The sequence below is a fragment of the Mycobacterium sp. pW045 genome (assembly GCF_041287085.1).
Classification (GTDB): Bacteria; Actinomycetota; Actinomycetes; order Mycobacteriales; family Mycobacteriaceae; genus Mycobacterium; species Mycobacterium algericum_A.
Genome location: NZ_JBGGKU010000003.1, coordinates 421,878 through 435,618, shown reverse-complemented (window position 1 = coordinate 435,618; position 13,741 = coordinate 421,878). Strand labels below are relative to the sequence as shown.

The following is a 13,741-nucleotide window of genomic DNA, read 5'->3' as shown; positions in this document are numbered from 1 at the left end:
TGAGATGGTGCGACCGGAGCGCCGCACCGCCGGCGACATGCTGGCCGCAGTGGTGATCGCGGTCGTGGTCGTCGTCGCCGGCGTCATCATCTGGTGGACCAGTGACGCCCGCGCGACCGTCAGCCGGCCTGCGCTGGATGAAGCGACCACTCCGCAGCCGGCCGCCATGGTGCCGGCTGCCCTGAACCAACTGTGGACGGCGGCCAGCCCGGCCACCCGCGCTCCGGTGATGGTCTCCGGGACGGTGATCACCGGCGAGGGGCCGCAGCTGACCGGGCGCGACCCGGCGACCGGCGAAGAACGCTGGAGCTATGCCCGCGACGTCGACCTGTGCGGCGTGTCCTGGATCTACCGCTACGCCGTCGCGGTGTATCCCGACTCCCGCGGCTGCGGCCAGGTCAGCACAATCGTCGCCGGGACCGGCCGACGCGGACCGGCCCGGACCAGTTACGCCGACCGGAGCGTGAACGTCACCTCCGAGGGAAGCTCGGTGCTCTCGGCCGGCAGCACCCGGCTGGAACTGTGGCGCTCGGACATGGTCCGGGTGCTGTCCTACGGTGAGATCGATGCCCGGGTGAAGCCGACGGCACGCGGCCGCGGCCAGGGCTGCACCCTGGTGTCGGCGGCGGCGGCCTCGTCGGCGGTCTCGGTGCTCGAGGCCTGCCCCGGGCAGGATGACCTGCAGTTGACGCTGTTGCGCGCCGGCAAGGAAGAAGACGAACCGGAGACCCAGCATGTCCCGCTGCCAGGCGTGGCCGCCGATTCCGGCGCCCGGGTACTCACGGTGACCGACTCCGACTCCGGCGTCAACACCGCTGTCTATCTGCCCACCCCGCAGCCGCGGGTGGAAGTGGTCGACCAGACCGGCACCACGATCGCCAAGACGATGCTGCCGGCCAAGCCCAGCCCCGCCAGCGCCGCGCTGCAGGTGTCGCGACCCACCGGGTTGGTCTGCTGGTGGATCGGCGACGCGGTGATGGTTTTCGACTCGGGAACCCTCACGTATCGCTACACCATCCCGGCGGCGGGGGCCGCGGTTCCGTTGGGACCGGCGGCGATGATGGCCGACCGTCTGCTGATCCCGGTGACCGGTGGCGTCGGCGTCTTCAACCAGCGCACCGGCGCCGCTGAACGTGTCATCCCGGTCAGCCGCCCCGCCGGCGTGACGGCGGTGTTCCCGGCGGTGTCGGGCCCGACGGTGCTGGAGCAGCGCGGCGACACGGTGGTCGCGCTGGGCTGATGTCGGTGTCGGCGAGGTGCGAGCGTGCGCAAATCCGGGAATTCACTCGGCGTGTCGACCGGGGACGCGCACCCTCGCGCGACAATGCGCTAGATCTCCGGGGTGAAGGTGGGCAGTGCCTTGCCGTTTTGCCAGTACTTGAGCAGCGCTTCGGCCAGCTCCCGGTAAGCCTGGGCCCCTTTGTTCTTGCGGGCCGCGATAACCGATGCGCCCGACGCGCTGGCCTCGGCGAAACGCACGGTGCGCGGGATCGGCGGGCCCAGGACCGCCAGCCCGTACCGGTCGGCGATGTCGAGCAGCACGTCGCGGCTGTGGGTGGTGCGCGAGTCGTACAACGTGGGCAACGCACCGAGCAGACGCAGTTTCGGGTTGGTGATCTGCTGGACGTCGGCGACGGTGCGCAGGAACTGGCCGACACCGCGGTGGGCCAGGGTCTCGCACTGCAACGGCACGATCACCTCGCCGGCCGCGGTGAGCCCGTTGAGGGTGAGCACCCCCAGCGACGGCGGGCAGTCGATGACGGCCACGTCGAACTCGCCGTCCAGCTTGGCCAGCGCCCGCTGCAGGGCGTACTCGCGGCCGGCCCGCATCAACAGCATCGCCTCGGCGCCGGCCAGGTCGATGTTGGCCGGAAGCAACGTCATACCCTCGTCGGTCGATACCAGCGCCGTGTTGGGCTCCACCTCACCGAGCAGCACCTCATGCACCGACACCGGCAGCTTGTCGGGATCGTGTCCCAGGGAGAAGGTCAGGCAGCCCTGCGGATCGAGATCGACCAGCAGCACCCGCCGGCCCAGTTCTGTCATCGCCGCGCCCAGCGACGCCACCGTCGTGGTCTTGGCCACGCCGCCCTTCTGGTTGGCAACCGCCAAGATTCGCATGCCCGTCACACAGGCCATACTGGCACGGCTCGCGGCCCCGCAGCACCAAACGCTGGTCGGTGTCCGTCGTCGGGCAGAATCGACGGACGTGGGCATTGAGGAGCACCGACTGCTGCTGCTGCGCCACGGCGAAACCGAGTGGTCGAAAAGTGGACGGCACACCGGGCGCACCGAATTGGAGCTGACCGAGACCGGCCGGCGCGAAGCGGTCGCCGCCCGCGCAACGCTGGCGAGACTGCGGTTGGACAACCCGTTCGTGGTCTGCAGCCCGCGCCGCCGCGCCCAACTGACCGCCGAACTCGCCGGGCTGCACGTCGACGAAGTCTCCGACGACCTCGCCGAATGGGACTATGGCCGCTATGAGGGGCTGACCACCGCGCAGATCAGGGAATCGGAATCGGACTGGCTGGTCTGGACGCACGGCAGCGCGGGAGGCGAGTCGGTGGCACAGGTCAGCGATCGCGCCGACCGGGCGGTCGCGGCGGCATTGCGACTGCTGGTCTCCCGCGATGTGGTGTTCGTCGGACACGGCCACTTCTCCCGGGCGGTGATCACCCGCTGGCTCGAGCTGCCGTTGGCCGACGGTGCGCGGTTCGGCATGCCCGCGGCGTCGCTCGCGGTGTGCGGATTCGAGCATGGGGTGCGCCAGCTCACCGCCCTCGGGCTGACCGGGCCGAAGGCCGCGGGGCTTTGACGGCACCGACGTTCGTGCTGTCCGGGCCCGCCGGGACGCTGGTGGCCGACGGGATGGCCGCCGGCTTCTGCGATGTCGGCGCCGCGCGGACCGCGCTGGCCACCGGCCAGGCGCCGATCGTGGTGGGCGCGTTGCCGTTTCAGCCGGATGCCGCCACCGCGCTGTTCGTGCCGGGCCGGGTGCGCCGCGAAAAAGCGCTGCCGGCCGGGCCGGTGACGACCCTGCCGGCGGTGCGTATCGTCGCGGAGCTGCCCAAGCCCGACGAGCACCGCGACCGGATCCGCCGGGCCTTACGTGAGTTGAACGCAGCAGACGGCGTGCTGCACAAAGTGGTGTTGGCCCGCAGCCTGCGGCTGGCCGCCGACGCGCCGTTGCACCCGGGCACGGTGCTGCGCCGGTTGGCCGCCGCCGATCCGAGCGGCTACGGCTATCTGGTAGACCTGAGCGCCGCCGGGGACACATTTGCCGGGGCTGTCCTGGTCGGTGCCAGCCCGGAGTTGCTGGTGGCCCGCGACGGTGACCGGATCACCTGCCGGCCGTTCGCGGGCTCGGCGCCGCGCTCGCCCGACCCGGCCGTCGACGCCGCCAACGGGGCCGCGTTGGCCGAATCCGGCAAGAACCGCCATGAGCATCAACTGGTCGTCGACCAGTTGCGTACCGCACTCGGGCCGCTGTGCAGCGAACTCGACATCGCACCGGAGCCACAGCTGACCGGCACCGCCGCGGTCTGGCACCTGAACACCCCGATCACCGGCCGGCTCCGCGATACCGCCACCACTGCACTGGATTTGGCGTTGGCATTGCATCCCACGGCGGCGGTCGGCGGGGTTCCGACGGCGGCCGCGATCGATCTCATCGCGGACCTGGAGGGCGACCGCGGCTTCTACGCCGGCGCGGCCGGCTGGTGCGACGCGAACGGCGACGGCCGGTGGGTGGTGTCGATCCGCTGTGCGCAACTGTCCGCCGACCGGCGATCCGCACTGGCCCATGCCGGTGGCGGGATCGTCGCCGGATCCGATCCCGATGACGAACTGGCCGAAACCGTGGCGAAGTTCAGCACTATCCTGTCGGCGCTGGGCGTTGCGCCGCCCAGCGCAGCGCCGCGGGGCTGAACAGCGCCACCAGCACCGCCGCCGCGGCGATGCCGACGACCGCGCCGTAGGCCCACCGGTGCGAGCCGACCCCCATGTACCAGGCCACCGGAAGCAGCGACAGGTTGGCGAACACCGCAACGCCGCGGCCGATCCGCCGGCCCCGCAGCAACGCCCAGCCGGCGGCCAGCACCGCGCCACCCATCAGCGCGAACCACGCCGCGGTGCCGTAACCGCTGGCCATCCGCTGATCGGCACCGGTCACCGCCCGCCACACCAGCACCACCGCGACCACCAGCGAGGCCACGCCCTGCACCGCAACGATCAGGCCCGCAGCGAGCACGGCGCGGGGTGGGTCGGCGACGGCATTCACGTCGCCAGCCTAGCCACCCGGTCGCACTTCCCGGCTGCCCATAGACTGATATCCCGTGCGTGCCGTGTTGATCGTCAATCCCAATGCCACCTCGACGACTCCGGCGGGCCGTGACCTGTTGGCCCACGCTCTCAAGAGCCGGCTCGAGCTGAGCGTGGTGCACACCGATTACCGCGGTCACGCCATCGAGATCAGCCAGGCCGCTGCCCGCGACGGGATCGACCTGGTCATCGCGCACGGCGGCGACGGCACCGTGCACGGCGTCGTCAACGGACTACTCGGGGCGCCCGGTTCGGCGCCGCCGAAACACCTGCCCGCGGTGGCAGTGGTGCCCGGCGGCTCGGCGAACGTCTTCGCTCGCTCGCTCGGGATCGCCGCCGACCCGACCGTCGCCACCAACCAGCTGATCGGGTTGCTCAAGGGCCCCGGCGGCCAACCGAGCTGGCGTCGGATCGGACTGATCGACTGCGGCGAGCGGTGGTCGGTGCTCAACGCCGGCATGGGTGTCGACGGCGAGGTGGTGGCCGCCGTCGAAGCCGAACGTGAGAAGGGCCACGCCGTCACCGCACTGCGCTATGTCCGCGCCGCGGTGCCCGCCGTGCTGGCCACCACCCGCCGCGCGCCGACATTGACGCTGCAACTGGACGGGGCTGCGCCGGTCGCCGGTGTGCACCTGGTCTTCATCTCGAACTGCGCTCCGTGGACCTACGCCGACGAGCGGTGTGTGTGGACCAATCCGGACACCACGTTCGAGGGCGGGATGGGGGTGTTCGCGACCACCAGCATGAAGGTGCTGCCCACCCTGCGGCTGGTCCGCCAGATGCTGTCGAAGCGGCCGAAGCTGCGCGCCAAACAACTCATCCGCGACGACGATGTGACCGCGCTGCGCGTCGATGCCGGCGACACACCGATCGCCACTCAGATCGACGGCGAATACCTCGGATTGCGAAGTGAGATGACGTTCCGCGCGGTTCCTGACGCCCTCAACGTCATCGCGCCGCCGCCAAAAAGAGCTGCTGACCTGCACAGATAGTAGTTTCATCAGTTGATGAGCACACACTTGACCCCACTGTAGTACACGGCCGCGACCCGACAGTCAGCAGCCCCTTGCAAGCGTGATGTTGGCCACGTGATAACGCAAACTCTTGACATCTGTCCAGGCTGTGAAACGATCGAGCGATCGGAAGCAAGCCGTAATCATTTCTTGCCGCCGCTTATAACAGTCGAAAAGCAAACGTTGCGCGCCGTGCTGCGCTCAGAGTGAGGAGTTGGAGACCTATGGATTGGCGCCACAAGGCGGTCTGTCGCGACGAGGACCCGGAGCTGTTCTTCCCGGTGGGAAACAGCGGGCCGGCGCTCGCTCAGATCGCTTCCGCGAAGCAGGTCTGCGCCCGGTGTCCGGTGGTCACCGAGTGCCTTACCTGGGCGCTTGAGACCGGCCAGGACGCCGGCGTGTGGGGCGGCATGAGCGAGGACGAGCGGCGGGCGCTCAAGCGCCGCAACGCCCGGACGCGGGCGCGCAGCGGGGTCTGACCCAAGCAGACAACTTCGACGCGGCTCCGACCTGGTCGGGGCCGCGTCGTTTTGCGCCGGGCGCGCCCGGCGCCTCACAGCGCCTGGCGGGTTCGCCGGCTTCCGACCGGAATCCGGAGCACCATCTCGGTCCCGCCCCCCGGAGCGTCGCGTGCGGTCAGGGAACCGTTGAGCTCCGCCGAGACCAGGGTGTTGACGATCTGCAGGCCGAGCCGGTCGGCGGTCTCCAGGCTGAACCCGGCCGGCAGGCCGTGGCCGTCGTCGTGCACCACCACGTCCAGCCAGCGCGCCGACCGTTCGGCGCGGATCGTCACATCGTGTCGATCGGCGTCGGCGTCGAAGGCGTGCTCGATGGCGTTCTGCACCAGTTCGGTGATCACCATGGTCAGCGCGGTCGCCCGGTCGGCATCGAGAGCCCCGAACGTTCCGGTCCGGGCGACATGGATCGGGATCTCGACACTGGCGACGTCGTTCATCATCGGCAGGATCCGGTCGATCACCTCGTCGAGGTTCACCACCTCGTCGACCGACATCGACAGCGCCTCGTGCACCACCGCGATCGACGACACCCGCCGCACCGATTCCAGTAGCGCCTCGCGCCCCTCGCTGCTGGTTGTGCGGCGCGCCTGCAGCCGCAGCAGCGCCGCCACGGTCTGCAGGTTGTTCTTCACCCGGTGATGTATCTCGCGAATCGTGGCGTCCTTGGACAACAGTGCACGGTCCCGGCGCTTGACCTCGGTGACGTCGCGAACCAGCACGGCGGCCCCCGCCGGCCGGCCGTGCACGATCAACGGCAGGGTTCGCAGCAGCACCACCGCGCCGGCCGCGTCGACCTCGAACCGCATGCTCGATCCGCCGGTGAGAGAGTCGGCAATGTGCTCGGCGAGCTCGTCCGCCTCGAAGGTGTCCGAGATCAGCGGCCGAGTGACGGCCACCAGGTCGTGTCCGGCCAGCTCGGCGGCCAGGCCCATCCGGTGATAGGCCGACACCGCGTTCGGGCTGGCGTAGCTGACGGTGCCGTCAACCCCGAGGCGGATGAACCCGTCACCGACGCGCGGGCTGGAGCGCGACACCGCGATGTCACCGACGTTGGGGAAGGTGCCCTCGGAGAGCATGTGCACCAGATCAGCCGCGCAGTCGAGGTAGGCCGCCTCCAACCGGCTGAATTCGCGCCCGGCCCGCAACGCGGTCTGGTGGGTCAGCACCGCCACCACCCGGTCGTCGTACCGAACCGGAACGGCTTCCGTATTGCGTTGGCCCGCAATGCTTTCCCGGGCAATTGCGCCTGACTCGAATGCCCCGGCCACCAATGGCATCCAGTCCGCGGCGGCCACGGTGCCGACGGCGTCGCTGAGCAGCACCGTGGGAGCGGTGTTGGGCCGGCATTGCGCCACACACACCAGCGCGCCGCCGGCGTCGGCGTCGCGGCGCACCCACATCAAGTAGTCGGCGAACGACAGGTCCGCCAGCAGTTGCCACTCCCCGACCACGGCGTGCAGGTGATCCACCGCATTGCCCGGCAAGACGGTGTGTTCGGCTAGCAGGTCACCGAGGGTGGACATCGGTCACGACGCGCCGTGGAACGCTGCGATCAGCCGATCACGGCGATGAGATCGCCGGCCTGGATGACGTCGCCGACCTTCACGGCGACCTTGCTGACGGTGCCCCCGGTCTCGGCCAGCACCGGGATCTCCATCTTCATCGACTCCAGCAACACCACGGTGTCGCCCTCGTTGATCTGTTCGCCCTCGTGGACCACGACTTCGAGCACGCTGGCCACGATCTCCGCGCGAACGTCCTCGGCCATCTTCACCTCGTTCATCATCCAGTCAACGATCCCCTGGTCCCCGAAATCCTCGTCTTATGGAACCACAACCCCCGCCCTGGCCTGCGCGGGGCGCACGGGTAAGCGAACTCCAAGACAACTAAGAGGACGTAGAGAGTTCGATCCGTGATCGTGTCGTGTTTCTCCTGTGACATTTGCATAGCACCGTTACTCGAGTGTTTCGAACGCGTGACGTATTCGCCGTGACGCGGCCAACAGTCGAAGTCGAACTTGAGGAGTAGCGCGTTGATTGTGAACCGATTTTCCAACCCCCGGATCCGCTTGCCACTGATCTGCGCCGGCGCGATGACGCTGGCCACGCTCGGATTCGGCGTCGCTTCGGCCAAAGCCGCCCCGGCGCTGGTCGATGACCCGATGCCGATTCCGGCCCCGATCGGCGCCCCGGCGCTGCCTGGGCCGGCGGTGGGAGGCTCGTCGGCAGGCGTGAACGCCGCCAACTCCTTCCTGCAGGCGCTCAACGGCATGCTGAACCGCGTGGTGCCCGGGGTCGGCTCGATCATGCCCAACGACGTCAGTTCGCTGACCCCGCCCGGTGCCACCATGCCCGGCGCGCCCGCACTCGAAACGCCGCCGGCGCCGGTGGCACCCGTGCCGCAAACCCTGGCGGGGGCGCGGACCTTCCACTGAGGCGCCGGCACGTTTGGGCGCCCGACGGGCCGATGCGGTGGCGGGGTCGCAAGCCCCGCCACCGCGTCACACCCGGTCGTGTGAGAGACTTTCCAGCCGGAATACCTGCTAGGAGGGTGGATCATGGCAAAGCGTGGCCGCAAGAAGCGCGATCGCAAGCACAGCAAGGCCAACCACGGCAAGCGCCCCAACGCTTAAAACGTCGTCCCGCCGGGCGGGCCCCTCCCTCAGCCCTCGCGGTGGATGATCGTGGTGCGGCTGATCTCCAGCCGGACCCGTTCGTAGAGTTGCCGCGGCGCCCGATCGCCACTGCATTTACGGGCGATCAGCGCCTTGATCCGTTCCTCGACCCCGTAATGCCGCAGGCAGCCCGGGCATTCCTCGAGGTGTCGGCGCAGCTTCGCCCTGGTCTCGGCGGTGCATTCGCCGTCGAGCAACGTCCATACCTCGGCGATGACCTCGGAGCAGTCGGCAGCCGGCCCGTCGGGTCCCGGCGTGGTGCATCCGCTGGTTTGCTCGGTCACGACGACACCTCCTCCGACTGGCCGCCACGGACGAACCCCCGGTCGCGTGCGACGTCGGCCAACAGACTGCGCAACTGGCGCCTGCCGCGGTGCAGCCGCGACATCACCGTGCCGATCGGCGTATCCATGATCTCGGCGATCTCCTTGTAGGGGAACCCTTCGACGTCGGCGTAGTACACCGCCATCCGGAATTCTTCGGGAAGCTGCTGCAGCGCGTCCTTGATCTCGGTGTCCGGCAGCGACTCCAAGGCCTCTACCTCAGCCGAGCGCAGGCCCGTCGACGAGTGCTCGGCGGTCGCCGCCAGTTGCCAGTCGGTGATCTCGTCGGTCGGGTACTCGGCCGGCTTGCGCTGTTTCTTGCGGTAGCCGTTGATGTAGGTGTTGGTCAGGATGCGGTACAGCCAGGCTTTGAGGTTGGTGCCGTCCCTGAAAGACCGGAACCCGGCGTAGGCCTTGACCATCGTCTCCTGCAACAGATCCTCCGCGTCGGCCGGGTTGCGTGTCATCCGCAGCGCACCGCCGTAGAGCTGATCGAGCATCGGGATCGCGTCACGTTCGAAGCGCGCCGTCAGCTGCTCGTCGGTCTCGTCGGAACGAACGGGAGCCGTCGTCTCGGTTTCGGTCGCACTTTCGCCGTCAGCCATCTCGATCGCTGCAGTCCCTTCTGTCGCGGTGCCCACAACCGGCCCAGCCGATGGCTCGATTTCCAGCAGACCGATCGCCATTGACACCCCGGACTCCTTCCCGATCCTAGGACTGTGACCGATATCCATGCGCAGTGACCGCAGGTTGCCTTGGTCAACAGCGTCGGTCACGGCGCTATTTCCGGCCGTATCCTCCCCCGGTGAGTCGCGCGCCAACCCGGGCCACCCGGCCCGGCGCTAGGCGCTGGATCCGCGGACCGGTCCCGGGTCTTCCCGCGGTGTGTCGCCGAGCGCCTCGTCGATGGTCGCGCAGAACGCCAACTCGCGGTGCAACCCCGCTGCGTTCACGACCCGGGCCACCAGGGGTTGACCGCTCACCAACCGGAGGCTGACACCGCGTCGGCGACACCGGGCCGATTCCTCGACCAGCACGGCAAACGCGCAGACGCCCATGAACTCGAGCCTGCTGCTGTCAATGACCAGCGGCCCAGGGGCTTGCGTGACGGCGGCGGCCTCGTTGACCAGTCGCCGCCAGACCTCCACGTTGGAGGCGTCGACGCTGCCACTGGCGGTAACCAGCAGCGCTGGACCGCTGCGCTCCAGGACGACACGAAGTTCCAAGTCCGGACGGGCCGCCACGGAGGTCAACGCCTCGCCGAGCCGTACCCGAAGACCGGTGTCGGTGGCGATCGCACCGGCCCCGTTACTCGCCGACGTGGCCAGCAAGCCGAGCCATGCCGAACAGCGACCGAGTTTACGGCGTAAACCGAACAGCATGCGGATGAAGCTACGCCAGTTTGTTTACGTTGTAAACCCGACCGCGGCACCGATCGCACCGATGAACACCAGCGCCAGGGCCCAGGCGCGGCGGGTCGCCACCGAAGACCGGCATCCGGCCACGTAGTTGGTGTGCGGGCCGACCCGGCCGGCGATCACGGCGGTGGCCACGCTTTCGGCGTTGGCGTCCAGCGCGGCGGAGAAATCCGCGGCGACGGCATTGCCGCAGCCGATCGAGCCGCCGTCACCATCGGCGACCGACACCGGCGCCAGCAGCACAACCGCGCCCGCGAGCAAGACCAGCAGCGCCACCGGCCAGAGCAGTCGTCGCACCGCCGTCATCCCCGCTCCCTTGCTTTCTGCCGCCACCACGAGGCCGCTGCCGCCACCAGGAGACGCGCCCCGCCCGGATTCACCGTCGGGCGGGGCGCGCATTCTCACTGGCTCAATCCTTGAAGGCGTCCTTGATGTTCTCGCCGGCCTTCTTCAGGCTGGACTTGCCCTGGTCGGCTTTGCCCTCGTTCCTGAGCTCGTCACTGCCGGTGACGTTGCCGACCGCCTCCTTGGCTTTGCCCGCGACATCCTCCGCTGCGTTCTTCGCCTTGTCCGCCAGTCCCATGGTGAAACCCCTCCCGCACTCGTACCGACATTGCGACACGCCACATACCCACGTTGTTTACAACGTAAACCGGTGTAACTGGGGGGCGGGCGCCTCAGGCCCGCGAGTGCAGCAGTTCGAGCCGGTCGAGCATGGCTTCCAGCGCCTCTTCGAACTCGATGCCGCTGTGATCTTCGGACAACATCGGCTGCAGCCGCTGCAGGTTCGGGTAGCTCGTCAGGTCGCGCGCGGGACGCTCGCCCTCCTCGAGGATGGCCTCGTCAGGGTGCAGCTCCGCGCCGCGCGCAGACACCTCCAACAGCAGGTGGCCGATCAGGAACGTGGTGTAGGAGCGGTAGGCGTCCACGGCGGCGCCGTCGTCGAACCCGTAGGAGATCAGCGTGTCGAGGAAGCTTTCCATCCAGCGCAGGCTGCGCAGCGGCGGGCGAACCCACGGTGCCTCCGGGGCCTGGGTGGCCACCAGCGGGAAAACCTCCGGGTGGTCGAGGGCGATCTGGCGCACGCCGTGTGCCAGCCGCATCAGATAGTCCTGCCAGCCGTCCTCTTGTCGCCGAGCGGCGAGTTGGTCGGCGTAGAGCCGGTCGACGATGTGGTCGACGACGCCGGTCAGCAGGTCGCCGCGACTGTGGACATAGCGGTAGAGCGCCATCGCCTCGACTCCGCAGGCTGTCCCCAGCCGGCGCATGGTCAACTTCGACAGGCCCTGACGATCGATGAACTCGATGGCCGTCTCCAGAATCGCGTCACGGCTCAACTGCGGCAGCGGCCGGATCCCATCGACGACGTCGCCTCCCGCAGCGTCCTCCGGCCGCTGCGCACCGCGATCGTCGGCATCCACTCAGACCACCCATTTCACTCGGCAACGACTGCGGCGCCGATCGTCGGGGAGCCACGTCGCGCACCGACCGTTAGTTTACGTCGTAAGCGCGCCGGGGACGCCGGAAGCATCGACCTCGACCGGCAGCCGCCTCGGTCAGCGGTCGGCCGCCGCCACGTCGCTGGGATGGGTCGCCAGCGGTGTCACCCGGATGTCCATGTAGCCGAACAACGGTAGGCCCGAAAGCAGTTCGTGCAGCTCGTCGTTCGAGGCGACATCGAAGATCGAGATGTTGGAGTACTCCCCGACAATCCGCCAGATGTGCGGCCACTTTCCGGACCGCTGCAGCTCCTGCGAGTACGCCTTCTAACCCCGTCACCCCTTGACATCACCGGCGAGCGAACCTAAATTCACAACTAATGAATTATTATTCATTTCGATTGAACGTGATCTCATTACCGCGGCGCCGCCCCCGACACCCGGAGATGCCATGACCGCCTACGAAGACATCACCTACGAGATCGACGGGCCCGCCGCCGTCATCACCATCAACCGGCCGCACCGCTACAACGCCTTCCGCGGCCAGACCGTCGAGGAGATGATCAAGGCTTTCCGGGCCGCATGGGCCGACACCCGGGTCGCGGCAATCATCCTCACCGGCGCGGGCGACAAGGCGTTCTGCACCGGAGGTGACGTCAAGCAGCGAGCCGAGACCGGTGACTACGGCCCCACCGAGAGCGGCATGTTCGAGATCGGCTACCTGCACAAGCTGATCCGCGACGTGCCCAAGCCGGTGATCGCCGCGGTCAACGGCGTCGCGATCGGCGGCGGCCACGTGCTGCACGTGCTCTGTGACCTCTCGATCGCATCGGCACACGCCAAATTCGGCCAGGCCGGCCCCCGGGTCGGGTCGTTCGACGCCGGCTTCGGGTCGGCGTTTCTAGCCCGGGTCGTCGGAGAGAAGCGGGCGCGCGAGATCTGGTACCTGTGCCGGCAGTACGACGCCGCCACCGCCGAACGCTGGGGTCTGGTGAACTGGGTGGTCCCGGGCGAGCGACTCCTGGACGAGGCCAAGGCGGTGGCCACCGAGATCGCCGAGAAGAGCCCCACCGCGCTGCGCTTCCTCAAGCAGTCCTTCAACGCCGACACCGACCACCAGGCGGGCTTGAGCAACATGGCGATGTCCGCGCTGGAGATCTTCGTGCACACCGACGAGGGCAAAGAGGGCGCCGCGGCGTTCGCCGAGAAGCGCCCCGCCGACTTCGGCCAGTTCGTCACCGCCTGACGGCGAGAACAGGAGCACCCGAATGACCACAACGATCGCACTGGTGACCGGCGCCGGATCGGGCATCGGCAAGGCCATCGCCCTGGCGTTCGCCGCCCAAGGTGACCGGGTGATCGCCGCCGACCTCGACCAGGCGGCGGCCGCGGCCACCGCCGGAGAGCACCCGGGCCTCATCACTGCCCTGCCGGTCGACGTCGCCGACCGCGCCCGGGTGGACGAACTGCGTGACCGCACCCACACCGAGGTCGGTGTGCCCACCGTCGTGGTCAACGCCGCCGGCTGGGATCGAACCGACCAGTTCCTCAACGCCACCCCCGAATTCGCCGAGAAGGTGGTGGCGATCAACTATCTTGGCCCGGTGCACGTGTGCAGTGCATTCCTGCCCGGGCTGATCGAAGCCGGCGGCGGCGGGCGGATCGTGAACCTGGCCAGCGACGCCGGCCGGGTCGGCAGCGCCGGCGAGACGATCTACGCCGGGGCCAAGGGCGGTGTCATCGCGCTGACCAAATCGCTGGCCCGGGAGATGGCGCGCCATCACATCACCGTCAATTGCGTCTGTCCCGGCCCCACCGACACCCCGCTGTTCGCCGCCCAGCCGGAGAAACTGAAAGAGGCGCTGGTCAAAGCGATCCCATTCCGGCGACTGGCACGGCCCGAGGAGGTAGCCGCGCCGGTGCTGTTCTTCGCCTCGGACGCCGCGTCGTTCATCACCGGGCAGGTGATCAGCGTCAGCGGCGGCCTCACCATGGCCGGCTGATGGGGAAGAATTCAACCAGCCCACCCCCACAGT

19 protein-coding genes and 1 pseudogene are annotated in these 13,741 nt (G+C 68.7%); 9 read left to right on the top strand and 11 right to left on the bottom strand.

What is annotated here, in order from left to right:
* The first annotated feature begins 4 nt into the window (after nt 1–4).
* Nucleotides 5–1,240 (top strand): hypothetical protein, encoded by a 1,236-nt coding sequence (locus ACAG20_RS06965; protein ID WP_370492040.1) that lies wholly within the window; start codon nt 5–7, stop codon nt 1,238–1,240.
* 89 nt (nt 1,241–1,329) lie between these two features.
* Here ACAG20_RS06965 and ACAG20_RS06960 read toward each other — a convergent pair whose 3' ends face one another.
* Entirely contained in the window at nt 1,330–2,130 is an 801-nt protein-coding gene (locus ACAG20_RS06960) for a ParA family protein (protein WP_165825021.1), read from the bottom strand.
* Between the two features lie 79 nt (nt 2,131–2,209).
* On the opposite strand from ACAG20_RS06960, the gene ACAG20_RS06955 reads away from it, so the two are divergent.
* Together ACAG20_RS06955 and ACAG20_RS06950 are read left to right on the top strand one after the other, a co-directional pair.
* Complete coding sequence (locus tag ACAG20_RS06955; RefSeq protein ID WP_112686199.1) at nt 2,210–2,815, top strand: acid phosphatase; 606 nt, start codon at nt 2,210–2,212, stop codon at nt 2,813–2,815.
* A 53-nt stretch (nt 2,816–2,868) separates the two neighbouring features.
* Nucleotides 2,869–3,927 (top strand): isochorismate synthase MenF, encoded by a 1,059-nt coding sequence (locus tag ACAG20_RS06950; RefSeq protein WP_370492082.1) that lies wholly within the window; start codon nt 2,869–2,871, stop codon nt 3,925–3,927.
* On the opposite strand, the gene ACAG20_RS06945 is transcribed toward ACAG20_RS06950, so the two are convergent.
* Nucleotides 3,875–4,279, bottom strand: coding sequence for a hypothetical protein (locus tag ACAG20_RS06945; protein WP_370492039.1), 405 nt, complete (start codon nt 4,277–4,279; stop codon nt 3,875–3,877). The two genes, ACAG20_RS06950 and ACAG20_RS06945, sit on opposite strands and share 53 nt — an antisense overlap.
* A 55-nt stretch (nt 4,280–4,334) precedes the next feature.
* Between ACAG20_RS06945 and ACAG20_RS06940 the strand changes: the two genes are divergently transcribed.
* Both ACAG20_RS06940 and ACAG20_RS06935 read left to right on the top strand, forming a co-directional pair.
* Nucleotides 4,335–5,312 (top strand): diacylglycerol kinase family protein, encoded by a 978-nt coding sequence (locus ACAG20_RS06940; protein WP_370492038.1) that lies wholly within the window; start codon nt 4,335–4,337, stop codon nt 5,310–5,312.
* Nucleotides 5,313–5,557: 245 nt separating this feature from the next.
* The gene (locus ACAG20_RS06935; protein WP_019737187.1) at nt 5,558–5,812 is read left to right on the top strand and encodes a WhiB family transcriptional regulator; all 255 of its coding nucleotides are present in this window, start codon (nt 5,558–5,560) and stop codon (nt 5,810–5,812) included.
* Nucleotides 5,813–5,886: 74 nt separating this feature from the next.
* On the opposite strand, the gene ACAG20_RS06930 is transcribed toward ACAG20_RS06935, so the two are convergent.
* Both ACAG20_RS06930 and ACAG20_RS06925 read right to left on the bottom strand, forming a co-directional pair.
* Complete coding sequence (locus ACAG20_RS06930) at nt 5,887–7,374, bottom strand: sensor histidine kinase (RefSeq protein ID WP_112686193.1); 1,488 nt, start codon at nt 7,372–7,374, stop codon at nt 5,887–5,889.
* A gap of 29 nt (nt 7,375–7,403) precedes the next feature.
* Entirely contained in the window at nt 7,404–7,619 is a 216-nt protein-coding gene (locus ACAG20_RS06925) for a biotin/lipoyl-binding carrier protein (protein WP_112686211.1), read from the bottom strand.
* 270 nt (nt 7,620–7,889) lie between these two features.
* Here ACAG20_RS06925 and ACAG20_RS06920 point away from each other — a divergent pair, with 270 nt between their 5' ends.
* Both ACAG20_RS06920 and ACAG20_RS06915 read left to right on the top strand, forming a co-directional pair.
* Nucleotides 7,890–8,285 carry a hypothetical protein gene (locus tag ACAG20_RS06920; protein ID WP_370492037.1) on the top strand — a complete coding sequence of 132 codons (396 nt, stop codon included), beginning with the start codon at nt 7,890–7,892 and terminating at the stop codon, nt 8,283–8,285.
* A 123-nt stretch (nt 8,286–8,408) separates the two neighbouring features.
* Complete coding sequence (locus ACAG20_RS06915; RefSeq protein ID WP_011728008.1) at nt 8,409–8,483, top strand: 50S ribosomal protein bL37; 75 nt, start codon at nt 8,409–8,411, stop codon at nt 8,481–8,483.
* Nucleotides 8,484–8,512: 29 nt separating this feature from the next.
* Here ACAG20_RS06915 and rsrA read toward each other — a convergent pair whose 3' ends face one another.
* The 7 genes and pseudogenes from rsrA to ACAG20_RS06880 all read right to left on the bottom strand — a co-directional run.
* Nucleotides 8,513–8,809 (bottom strand): mycothiol system anti-sigma-R factor, encoded by a 297-nt coding sequence (gene rsrA, locus ACAG20_RS06910; protein WP_013829865.1) that lies wholly within the window; start codon nt 8,807–8,809, stop codon nt 8,513–8,515.
* Nucleotides 8,806–9,453 (bottom strand): sigma-70 family RNA polymerase sigma factor, encoded by a 648-nt coding sequence (locus ACAG20_RS06905; RefSeq protein WP_370492036.1) that lies wholly within the window; start codon nt 9,451–9,453, stop codon nt 8,806–8,808. The genes rsrA and ACAG20_RS06905 overlap by 4 nt, the downstream gene beginning before the upstream one ends.
* A gap of 237 nt (nt 9,454–9,690) precedes the next feature.
* Entirely contained in the window at nt 9,691–10,230 is a 540-nt protein-coding gene (locus ACAG20_RS06900) for an anti-sigma factor antagonist (protein ID WP_370492035.1), read from the bottom strand.
* Between the two features lie 24 nt (nt 10,231–10,254).
* The gene (locus ACAG20_RS06895; RefSeq protein WP_370492034.1) at nt 10,255–10,572 is read right to left on the bottom strand and encodes an aminopeptidase; all 318 of its coding nucleotides are present in this window, start codon (nt 10,570–10,572) and stop codon (nt 10,255–10,257) included.
* A gap of 103 nt (nt 10,573–10,675) precedes the next feature.
* Nucleotides 10,676–10,849 (bottom strand): CsbD family protein, encoded by a 174-nt coding sequence (locus tag ACAG20_RS06890; RefSeq protein WP_112686187.1) that lies wholly within the window; start codon nt 10,847–10,849, stop codon nt 10,676–10,678.
* 94 nt (nt 10,850–10,943) lie between these two features.
* Nucleotides 10,944–11,687, bottom strand: a complete 744-nt coding sequence (locus ACAG20_RS06885) for a TetR/AcrR family transcriptional regulator (RefSeq protein WP_370492033.1) — start codon at nt 11,685–11,687, stop codon at nt 10,944–10,946.
* 135 nt (nt 11,688–11,822) lie between these two features.
* Nucleotides 11,823–12,032, bottom strand: a pseudogene (locus ACAG20_RS06880) (muconolactone Delta-isomerase family protein); the annotation flags it as partial.
* A gap of 124 nt (nt 12,033–12,156) precedes the next feature.
* On the opposite strand from ACAG20_RS06880, the gene ACAG20_RS06875 reads away from it, so the two are divergent.
* Complete coding sequence (locus tag ACAG20_RS06875; protein WP_112686185.1) at nt 12,157–12,951, top strand: enoyl-CoA hydratase-related protein; 795 nt, start codon at nt 12,157–12,159, stop codon at nt 12,949–12,951.
* Between the two features lie 22 nt (nt 12,952–12,973).
* A complete protein-coding gene (locus ACAG20_RS06870) occupies nt 12,974–13,708 on the top strand; it encodes an SDR family NAD(P)-dependent oxidoreductase (protein WP_370492032.1) in 735 nt (244 codons plus the stop codon).
* Nucleotides 13,709–13,741 lie beyond the last annotated feature (33 nt).

Coding starts and splice junctions, on each gene's coding strand:
- ACAG20_RS06870 (WP_370492032.1), top strand. CDS start 12,974: ATGACCACAACGATCGCACTGGTGACCGGCGCCGGATCGGGCATCGGC.
- ACAG20_RS06950 (WP_370492082.1), top strand. CDS start 2,869: ATGGCCGCCGGCTTCTGCGATGTCGGCGCCGCGCGGACCGCGCTGGCC.
- ACAG20_RS06890 (WP_112686187.1), bottom strand. CDS start 10,849: ATGGGACTGGCGGACAAGGCGAAGAACGCAGCGGAGGATGTCGCGGGC.
- ACAG20_RS06935 (WP_019737187.1), top strand. CDS start 5,558: ATGGATTGGCGCCACAAGGCGGTCTGTCGCGACGAGGACCCGGAGCTG.
- ACAG20_RS06965 (WP_370492040.1), top strand. CDS start 5: ATGGTGCGACCGGAGCGCCGCACCGCCGGCGACATGCTGGCCGCAGTG.
- ACAG20_RS06925 (WP_112686211.1), bottom strand. CDS start 7,619: ATGGCCGAGGACGTTCGCGCGGAGATCGTGGCCAGCGTGCTCGAAGTC.
- ACAG20_RS06930 (WP_112686193.1), bottom strand. CDS start 7,374: ATGTCCACCCTCGGTGACCTGCTAGCCGAACACACCGTCTTGCCGGGC.
- ACAG20_RS06875 (WP_112686185.1), top strand. CDS start 12,157: ATGACCGCCTACGAAGACATCACCTACGAGATCGACGGGCCCGCCGCC.
- ACAG20_RS06895 (WP_370492034.1), bottom strand. CDS start 10,572: ATGACGGCGGTGCGACGACTGCTCTGGCCGGTGGCGCTGCTGGTCTTG.
- ACAG20_RS06905 (WP_370492036.1), bottom strand. CDS start 9,453: ATGGCTGACGGCGAAAGTGCGACCGAAACCGAGACGACGGCTCCCGTT.
- ACAG20_RS06900 (WP_370492035.1), bottom strand. CDS start 10,230: ATGCTGTTCGGTTTACGCCGTAAACTCGGTCGCTGTTCGGCATGGCTC.